Origin of the sequence: Rhodococcus sp. CX, from assembly GCF_015865005.1 — a bacterium.
In the GTDB taxonomy this organism is placed as follows: Bacteria; Actinomycetota; Actinomycetes; order Mycobacteriales; family Mycobacteriaceae; genus Rhodococcus.
In genome coordinates, this window is record NZ_JADZGH010000067.1 from 1,961 (window position 1) to 9,526 (window position 7,566).

10 protein-coding genes are annotated in these 7,566 nt (G+C 69.2%); 8 read left to right on the plus strand and 2 right to left on the minus strand.

The genetic code is table 11. The features are described 5' to 3' along the window. The 3 genes from lepB to I0Q12_RS06985 all read left to right on the plus strand — a co-directional run. Nucleotides 1-559 (plus strand): signal peptidase I (gene lepB, locus I0Q12_RS06975; protein WP_231610168.1); only part of this gene is annotated, 559 nt, incomplete at its 5' end. Between the two features lie 2 nt (nucleotides 560-561). Next, nucleotides 562-1,260 carry a ribonuclease HII gene (locus I0Q12_RS06980; protein WP_197251249.1) on the plus strand — a complete coding sequence of 233 codons (699 nt, stop codon included), beginning with the start codon at nucleotides 562-564 and terminating at the stop codon, nucleotides 1,258-1,260. Between the two features lie 37 nt (nucleotides 1,261-1,297). Then, nucleotides 1,298-1,612, plus strand: coding sequence for a DUF2469 domain-containing protein (locus I0Q12_RS06985; protein ID WP_068160521.1), 315 nt, complete (start codon nucleotides 1,298-1,300; stop codon nucleotides 1,610-1,612). A 66-nt stretch (nucleotides 1,613-1,678) separates the two neighbouring features. Here the strand turns inward: I0Q12_RS06985 and I0Q12_RS06990 are convergent, their stop codons facing one another. Then, on the minus strand, nucleotides 1,679-1,939 hold the full coding sequence (locus I0Q12_RS06990; RefSeq protein WP_307846084.1) for a nitroreductase/quinone reductase family protein: 261 nt from the start codon (nucleotides 1,937-1,939) through the stop codon (nucleotides 1,679-1,681). Nucleotides 1,940-2,141: 202 nt separating this feature from the next. Here I0Q12_RS06990 and I0Q12_RS06995 point away from each other — a divergent pair, with 202 nt between their 5' ends. Genes I0Q12_RS06995 through I0Q12_RS07010 form a run of 4 tightly spaced genes read left to right on the plus strand, consistent with a single transcriptional unit; the run spans nucleotide 2,142 to nucleotide 5,980 of the window. Continuing rightward, nucleotides 2,142-2,498, plus strand: coding sequence for a YraN family protein (locus I0Q12_RS06995; RefSeq protein ID WP_197251250.1), 357 nt, complete (start codon nucleotides 2,142-2,144; stop codon nucleotides 2,496-2,498). Further along, nucleotides 2,498-4,006: a YifB family Mg chelatase-like AAA ATPase gene (locus I0Q12_RS07000; RefSeq protein ID WP_197251251.1), complete on the plus strand. Its 1,509-nt coding sequence runs from the start codon at nucleotides 2,498-2,500 to the stop codon at nucleotides 4,004-4,006. The genes I0Q12_RS06995 and I0Q12_RS07000 overlap by 1 nt, the downstream gene beginning before the upstream one ends. Then, entirely contained in the window at nucleotides 4,003-5,157 is a 1,155-nt protein-coding gene (gene dprA / locus I0Q12_RS07005) for a DNA-processing protein DprA (RefSeq protein ID WP_197251252.1), read from the plus strand. Before I0Q12_RS07000 ends, dprA begins: the two co-directional genes overlap by 4 nt. A gap of 40 nt (nucleotides 5,158-5,197) precedes the next feature. Beyond that, on the plus strand, nucleotides 5,198-5,980 hold the full coding sequence (locus I0Q12_RS07010) for a siderophore-interacting protein (RefSeq protein WP_197251253.1): 783 nt from the start codon (nucleotides 5,198-5,200) through the stop codon (nucleotides 5,978-5,980). Between the two features lie 4 nt (nucleotides 5,981-5,984). Here the strand turns inward: I0Q12_RS07010 and I0Q12_RS07015 are convergent, their stop codons facing one another. Further along, nucleotides 5,985-7,163: a multidrug effflux MFS transporter gene (locus I0Q12_RS07015; RefSeq protein ID WP_197251254.1), complete on the minus strand. Its 1,179-nt coding sequence runs from the start codon at nucleotides 7,161-7,163 to the stop codon at nucleotides 5,985-5,987. Between the two features lie 119 nt (nucleotides 7,164-7,282). Here I0Q12_RS07015 and I0Q12_RS32210 point away from each other — a divergent pair. Then, a partial coding sequence (locus tag I0Q12_RS32210) for a site-specific integrase (protein WP_231610170.1) occupies nucleotides 7,283-7,566 on the plus strand: 284 nt, incomplete at its 3' end.

Here is a 7,566-nt window from a genome sequence, read left to right on the forward strand (position 1 = left end):
GTGTACCGGCGACCGCATCGTCGTCGAGAAGATCAGCTACCGGTTCGGGGACCCGCGGCCCGGCGACGTCATCGTCTTCAAGGGCCCGGATTCGTGGTCCACCGGATACAAGTCGACGCGCTCGGACAACGTCGTCATCCGCGGGATCCAGGAAGTGGGTTCGCTGGTCGGCCTCGTCCCGCCGGACGAGAACGACCTCGTCAAGCGTGTCATCGCCGTCGGCGGACAGACCGTCGAATGCTGCGACGACCAGGGCCGGGTCCTCGTCGACGGCAAGCCGCTCGACGAGCCGTACGTCAAGATGGACTTCCCGTTCACCCCGGGCGTGCTCACCTGCGAGACCGAGATGAAGTCCGGCCGCTGCTTCGGCCCGGTCACCGTTCCCGAAGGCCACGTGTGGGTCATGGGCGACAACCGCAGCAACTCGGCGGATTCGCGCTGGCACGTCGGAGACGAGAACCAGGGCACCATTCCGTTGGACAATGTGATCGGCAAGGCCCGCATGATCGTGCTGCCGCCCGGTCGCTGGGGCATGATCGACTCACCGGAGATCCAGTAATCGTGAACGGTTGGCCACCTCGCCCCGTCGTCCGCCGGTCCTCGGGCCTGTGGACGATGGAATCGACGCTGACCCGCTGCGGTCTCGGACCCGTCGCCGGCGTCGACGAGGCCGGTCGCGGCGCGTGCGCCGGCCCGCTGGTCATCGCGGCCTGCGTCCTCGGACCGAAACCGCACCCGTCGCTCGCGCGGCTCGACGACTCGAAGAAGCTCACCGAGAAGGCGCGCGAGGAACTGTTCCCGATCATCCAGCGTCGTGCGGTGGCGTCCAGCGTCGTCGTGGTTCCCGCGGCGGAGGTCGACGCCATCGGCGTGCACGTCGCGAACATCGAGGGCATGCGCCGCGCGGTCGCGGGACTGGCGACCCCGCTCGGGTACGTCCTCACCGACGGTTTCCGGGTGCCGGGCCTCCCGGCGGCGTCGCTGCCGGTGATCGGTGGGGACGCGGCCGCGGCCTGCATCGCCGCGGCGAGTGTCCTCGCGAAGGTCACCCGTGACCGGATGATGATCGAACTCGACGAGGAACTGCCCGGCTACGGGTTCGCCGTCCACAAGGGCTACAGCACCGCCTTCCACATGGCCGCGCTGCGCGAGCTGGGACCGAGCCACGAGCATCGGCGGTCCTGGGCGAATGTCCAGGCGGTCGTCGGCGCGCGGGAGAATTCCCGGCGATTCGATTCCGACGAGGCGGATGCGGGATGATGGCAGGACACACCAGAACGGGAGGACACCGAGACCGATGAGTGCCGAGGATCTCGAGAAGTACGAAACCGAGATGGAACTCTCGCTTTACCGGGAGTACCGGGACATCGTCGGTCAGTTCGCCTACGTGGTGGAGACCGAGCGCCGCTTCTACCTGGCGAACGCCGTCGAGCTGATCCCGCAGAACGTCGGTGGCGAAGTCTATTTCGAAGTGCGCATGTCGGATGCGTGGGTGTGGGACATGTACCGCCCCGCTCGCTTCGTCAAGCACGTCCGGGTCATCACGTTCAAGGACGTCAACATCGAGGAGCTGGACAAGCCGGAACTGCGGCTGCCCGACAAGCTGGGCTGACGGCGCTCGTTCCGATCCACGACGCGATTCGGAATCCGCCCACGCTGTAGCGTGAGCGATTCGCACTCACCGCGTCGATCGTCGGACCGGGCGAGCAGATTGCGTACGTAGTCGGAGCTGGTCCCGTGGTTCGACACCATCCAGAACTCGTTCGCCGACGATGCAGCCGCCGACAGGCGTTCGCCGCACCGCGCCGCTGCGTCGACCGACGGTTTCGAGAAGCGTCTGCTGAGGAAGGCGCACGGCGACCGGATTCGCAACATGCTTGTGCATCCGGTCGTCGCAACGCCGCCGGAAGTTCTGCATCGACCGGGGGAGACCGCTCATGTGCCGATCGTAGGTCGTCGGCCCGGAAATCTCCGGGCGTCCATACACGCCGCATCCGACAGATTCCGCGCCCACGGTGCTCCGGGGACAGGGTTGTCCACAGGCGGGTGATTCATCCACAGATTCCGCCGAATTCGGTTTCTCGGGTTCTGCGTCGCCCCCTGCTTCCGCACAGTGGAGGTCACGCAGGGGAGGAGCACGGATGGGACGCAATCAACAGTTGGGGGCGCGCGGGGAGGACCTGGCCGCCGAGTTTCTCGAATCTGCCGGAATGGTGGTGCTCGAACGCAATTGGCGCTGCCGCTACGGCGAACTGGACCTCATCGCCCGGGACGGGGCGGTGCTCGTGTTCGTCGAGGTCAAGACGCGTACGGGTCTCGGTTACGGCAGCCCCGCCGAGGCGGTGACACCGGAGAAGGCCGACCGGATCCGGCGCCTCGCCGGCCTGTGGCTGGCCGAGCAGGAGACGCGGTGGCGCCGCATCCGCGTCGACGTCGTCACCGTCCTGGTCGGTGAACCGGGTGCGCCGATGATCACGCACCTGAAGCAGGTGCTGTGATGGCACTGGGACGAGCATTCTCGGTCGCCGTCACCGGTGTCGACGGCCAGGTCGTGGAAATCGAAGCCGACATCGGCCGGGGCCTGCCCGGCGTCAAGATGGTCGGACTGCCGGACGCGGCCCTGCAGGAATCCCGCGATCGGGTGCGCGCGGCGGTGACGAATTCCGGTGGGGAATGGCCGGATTCGAAGGTGGTGCTGGCGCTGTCGCCCGCGACGCTACCGAAGGTCGGCAGCGTGTACGACGTCGCACTCGCCTGTGCCGTGCTCAACGCGGCGAAAGCGCTTCCGCTCGAAGCACTGACGAGGACCATCCTGATCGGGGAACTGGCCCTGGACGGACGGATCCGTCCGGTCCGTGGGGTGTTGCCCGCGGTCCTGGCGGCCGCCCGCGCCGGATGGGCGCGCATCGTCGTACCCACGGCGACGATGGCCGAGGCGGGACTGGTGAACGGCATCGACGTGTTCGGCGCCGACACTCTCACCGAGGTCGTGCTGTGGCTGCGCGGGGACGGGCCGCTGCATCGTCCCGACGCGAACCCGGTGCCGGAACGCCCGGTACGGGCGGATCTGAGCGAGGTGGTCGGGCAACTCGAGGCGCGGCGCGCCATCGAGGTCGCCGCCGCGGGAGCACATCACCTCATGCTCACCGGGCCACCGGGCATCGGGAAAACCATGTTGGCTCAACGCCTTCCGGGCATCCTGCCGATCCTGTCGGAGGAGCATGCACTCGAGGTCACCGCGATCCACTCGGTTGCCGGCACGCTCAGCCCGGATCGGCCCCTGGTCCTGGATCCACCGTTCATCGCTCCGCACCACACCGCATCGGTCAGCTCTCTCATCGGTGGCGGCACCGGCATGGCGAAACCCGGCGCGGTGAGCCGGGCACACCGCGGCGTGCTGTTCCTCGACGAGGTCGCCGAGATGGGACTCAAGACACTCGAAGCGCTCCGCACCCCACTCGAAGACGGGGAAGTGCGGATCGCGCGTCGCGACGGAGTTGCCCGTTATCCGGCGAGATTCCAGCTGATCCTCGCCGCGAATCCGTGCCCATGTGCACCGCCGCGCGATGCCGATTGCGTGTGCGCGCCGACCGCGCGTCGCCGCTATCTGGGCAAGCTGTCCGGGCCGCTGCTCGATCGCGTCGATCTGCGGGTGCGGATGGAATCCGTCGCGACGAGCGCGTTGATGGGTGATACGGGGGAGAGCACCGAGGACGTCCGCGCCCGCGTCGCGCGGGCTCGAGCGGCCGCCGCCGAGAGATGGTCGGAGTTCGGCTGGTCCACCAACGCCGAGGTTCCCGGACCGGCGCTGCGACAGAAATTCCGCTTGTCACCGGCCGCGCTCAAACCCGTCGAATGGGCGCTGCGGAAGGGCGCAATCACCGCACGCGGGGCAGACCGGGCAATCAGAGTTGCCTGGACGGTCGGGGATCTCGCCGGACTCGACAGACCGGGGGAGACGGAGGTCGCGGCGGCACTCGACTTCCGGGACAGGGGAGTCGCATGAGCGCGCAGGACCCGCGCCGCCTCGCGTGGGCCTATCTGTCGACGGTGGCGCAGGGAGCGTCGCGACGCCTCGCGGATGCGATCGCGCAGCACGGACCCGAAGCGATCGCCGACGCGGTGCGCGACGGCACACACGGGGCGGGGATCTCCCGTCGCACCCGGGCACGGGCGCACCTGGACACCGCCGCCGCAGATCTCGAGATGGTGGCCCGGCTCGGCGGACGGCTCGTCACACCGGACGACGCGGAATGGCCTGCGTGGCAATTCCTGTCGTTCGACGCCCTCACCGGCGGCGCCGATTCCGACACCGGCCCGTTGGCGTTGTGGGTGCTGGGCAACCGGCCGCTCGACGAACTGTTCGAACGCGCGGTCGCGGTCGTCGGCACGCGCGCCGCGAGCGGTTACGGAGAACACGTCACGGCCGAGATCGCCGGTGATCTCGCGGTCGACGGCTGGACTGTGGTGTCGGGTGCGGCGTTCGGTGTCGATGCCGCGGCGCACCGCGCGGCGCTCGGCGTCGGCGGCACGACCGTCGCGGTGCTCGCGTGTGGCGTGGACCGAGCGTATCCGTCCGCGCACACGGTGATGCTGCGCCGGATCGCCGAGCAGGGGGCGGTGATCAGCGAGTATCCGCCCGGCACCACGCCGGCCCGATACCGGTTCCTGGCGCGCAACCGGTTGGTCGCGGGGGTGAGCAGCGCGGTCGTGGTCGTCGAAGCCGGTTGGCGCAGCGGAGCCCGGAACACCGCGTCGTGGGCGCGGCGGCTCGGGCGCCCGGTGCTGGCGGTGCCCGGCCCGGTCACGTCGGCGGCCTCGCAAGGTTGCCATCGGATGATCCGGGAGGGGGAGGCGACGCTGGTGGGGAATGCCCGCGAGGTGGTCGAGGCGGCCGGTTCGATCGGTGTCGCCGACGACGGGGACGCGTCGTGGCACCGTGCGCTGGACGGCCTTTCCGGTGACATGGAACTGGTGTACGAGGCGTTTCCCGCGGTCGGACCGAGCAGTGTCGCGGAACTGTCCGAGTCGGCCGGTCTGGACGTCGACCGGGTCCGTGCGGCATTGCCGATGCTCGAGATGGCCGGATTGGTCTCGCGCGACGACACGGGCTGGTCGCGTCGCGGAGCAGCACCGGACGAGGCCCTCGGCATGTAGGGTCGTCGAGTTAGGTAACCCTGATTAATGGAGGTGGCAGGTGGCCCGAAAGGCACCGAAATCGACGGAGCTGACCGTGGTGCGGACCGAACGACTTTCCGACCATCTGGCCCGCGTGTACTTCGGCGGTCCGGGATTTGCGCAGTTCGAACCGAGCGTCTTCACCGACTCCTACGTGAAGATCGAACTCGAATCGGCGGATGGTCCCGTCGTGCGCACGTACACGGTGCGGTCCGTCGACACCGAGCGTCGCGAGATCGCGATCGACTTCGTCGTCCACGGAGATCAGGGCGTCGCCGGACCCTGGGCGGTGTCGGCGCAGCCGGGTGACACCGTCGTCGTCAGGGGACCGGGCGGCGCCTACCGTCCCGACCCGGACGCCGACTGGCACCTGCTCGCCGGCGACGAAACCGCGATCCCCGCGATCGCGGCCGCGCTCGAATCCCTCGCGCCCGACGCGACCGGACGGGTGTTCATCGAGGTCGCCGGTGCCGACGACGAGATCCCGTTGACCGCTCCGGCCGGTGTCGAGATCACCTGGCTGCACCGCGGAACCGACGCGGGATCCGTCGGCGAGGACCGTGCGGGAGCGAACGCGCCGCTGGTCGCCGCGGTGACCGGTGCGCAGTGGCTGCCCGGTGAGGTGCACGCCTTCGTGCACGGCGAGGCCGAGACCGTGATGCACCATCTGCGCCCGTACATCCGCAGGGAACGCGGCGTGCCCGCGGCCCGCGCGTCGATCTCCGGCTACTGGAAGCGCGGCCGGACCGAGGAGACGTTCCGCGAATGGAAGCGTGAACTGGCTGCGAGCGAAGCAGTCTGAGGTTTCACTCCTCGACGGTGCGGTCGTGGGGCTCGCGTGTCAGCGTCAGCAGCGCGGTGAGCGCGAGCCCCCCGCACACCACGATCGCCAGGGCCATCGGCACCGCGGTGTCCTCGCCGCCCAACCCCACCAGCGGGGACACGACGGCCGCGAGGCCGAACTGGCATGCGCCCATGAGCGCCGAACCGGTGCCGGCGGCCGAGGGAACCTGGCCCTGACCCAGCGCTGTCGCGTTGCCCATGACGAAACCGAGGCTCGTGACACACACCCACAGCAGCGGCAGGATCACCCAGCGTTCGGTACCCGCGAACATCGCCGCGAGCAGCAGCGCGATCCCGGCTGCGAAGTGCACGGTCACGCCGAACCGCAGCAGTGCGCGGACCTCGATTCGCCCGATCAGCCGCGTGTTGACGACATTGGCGCCGACCAGTCCGATCGAGTTGGCCGCGAAGACCATCGAGAACTGGCCCGGTGACAGTCCCAGCAGATCCTGGGTGACGAACGCCGACGCCGAGATGTAGGCGAACATCGCGCCGAAACCCAACGCGAACGTGGCGGCGTAGCCGACGAACCGGCGGTTGCGGACGACATAGCCGAAGTTCCGGGCGAGCGCGCTCAATCCGCCGCCGTGACGCTTTTCCGGCGGCAGCGATTCGGGGACGAACATGAGCACACCGAGCGTCATCACCACGGCCACGGCCGCCAGAACCCAGAAGATGCCGCGCCACCCGATCGGGCCGAGCAAGGCGCCACCGAGCAGCGGCGCGACGATCGGTGCCACACCACCGATGATCATCATGATGCCGAACAGTCTCGCCGCGGAGTTGCCCCTCGCGCGGTCGGCGATGACCGCACGCGCGAGCACAATGCCGATGCCACCGCTGAATCCCTGGATCAATCGGGCCCCCACCAGCACCTCGATCGTCGGAGCCGTCGCGCACAGCACGCTGCTCAGTGCGAGCACCACGGTGCCGGCGAGCAACAGCCGCCGGCGTCCCCAGCTGTCGGACAGCGGTCCGACGATCAACTGTCCCGCGCCGAGCCCGGCCATGAACGTCGTCAGGGTGAGCTGAACTCCGACGGTCGTGGTGCCCAGGCTTTCCGACATGATCGGCAGGCCGGGCAGATACATATCCGTGGCGAGCGGCGCGATCGCCGACAGCAGCGCCAGTGCGAACAGCATCGGCAGGGGAATTGTTTTACTCACGAACTAACCCTAGTGGTCGGTCGTCCGCCCGCCGCGGCCCCCGTTCCACGGCGCGGGAACTTGCGCGCGCCGACTCCGCCGACCACCGTGGCGTCATGACCGACCTCCCGGCCCCGCTCGCCGTGCACCTCGAGGAATTCGCCGAACACCTCGCGCTGCAGGGCGGTCGCTCCGCACACACGGTCCGCGCCTACACCACCGACGTCCGCTCCCTGCTCGAACACCTCGAAGCCACGCATCCCGGTGCGCGGATCACCGACTTGAGCCTCGACGTGCTGCGAGCCTGGCTCGCCGCACAGGTCGCCGCCGGTGCCGCCCGCACGACCCTCGCCCGGCGCACGTCGACCGCCCGCACGTTCACGGCGTGGCTCGTGCGGAC

What these genes read in the sequence shown, in the direction of transcription:
- dprA (WP_197251252.1), top strand. Translation starts at nt 4,003, where the DNA reads ATGAGCGCGCAGGACCCGCGCCGCCTCGCGTGGGCCTATCTGTCGACG.
- I0Q12_RS07000 (WP_197251251.1), top strand. Translation starts at nt 2,498, where the DNA reads ATGGCACTGGGACGAGCATTCTCGGTCGCCGTCACCGGTGTCGACGGC.
- I0Q12_RS06985 (WP_068160521.1), top strand. Translation starts at nt 1,298, where the DNA reads ATGAGTGCCGAGGATCTCGAGAAGTACGAAACCGAGATGGAACTCTCG.
- I0Q12_RS06995 (WP_197251250.1), top strand. Translation starts at nt 2,142, where the DNA reads ATGGGACGCAATCAACAGTTGGGGGCGCGCGGGGAGGACCTGGCCGCC.
- I0Q12_RS06990 (WP_307846084.1), bottom strand. Translation starts at nt 1,939, where the DNA reads ATGAGCGGTCTCCCCCGGTCGATGCAGAACTTCCGGCGGCGTTGCGAC.
- I0Q12_RS07015 (WP_197251254.1), bottom strand. Translation starts at nt 7,163, where the DNA reads ATGCTGTTCGCACTGGCGCTGCTGTCGGCGATCGCGCCGCTCGCCACG.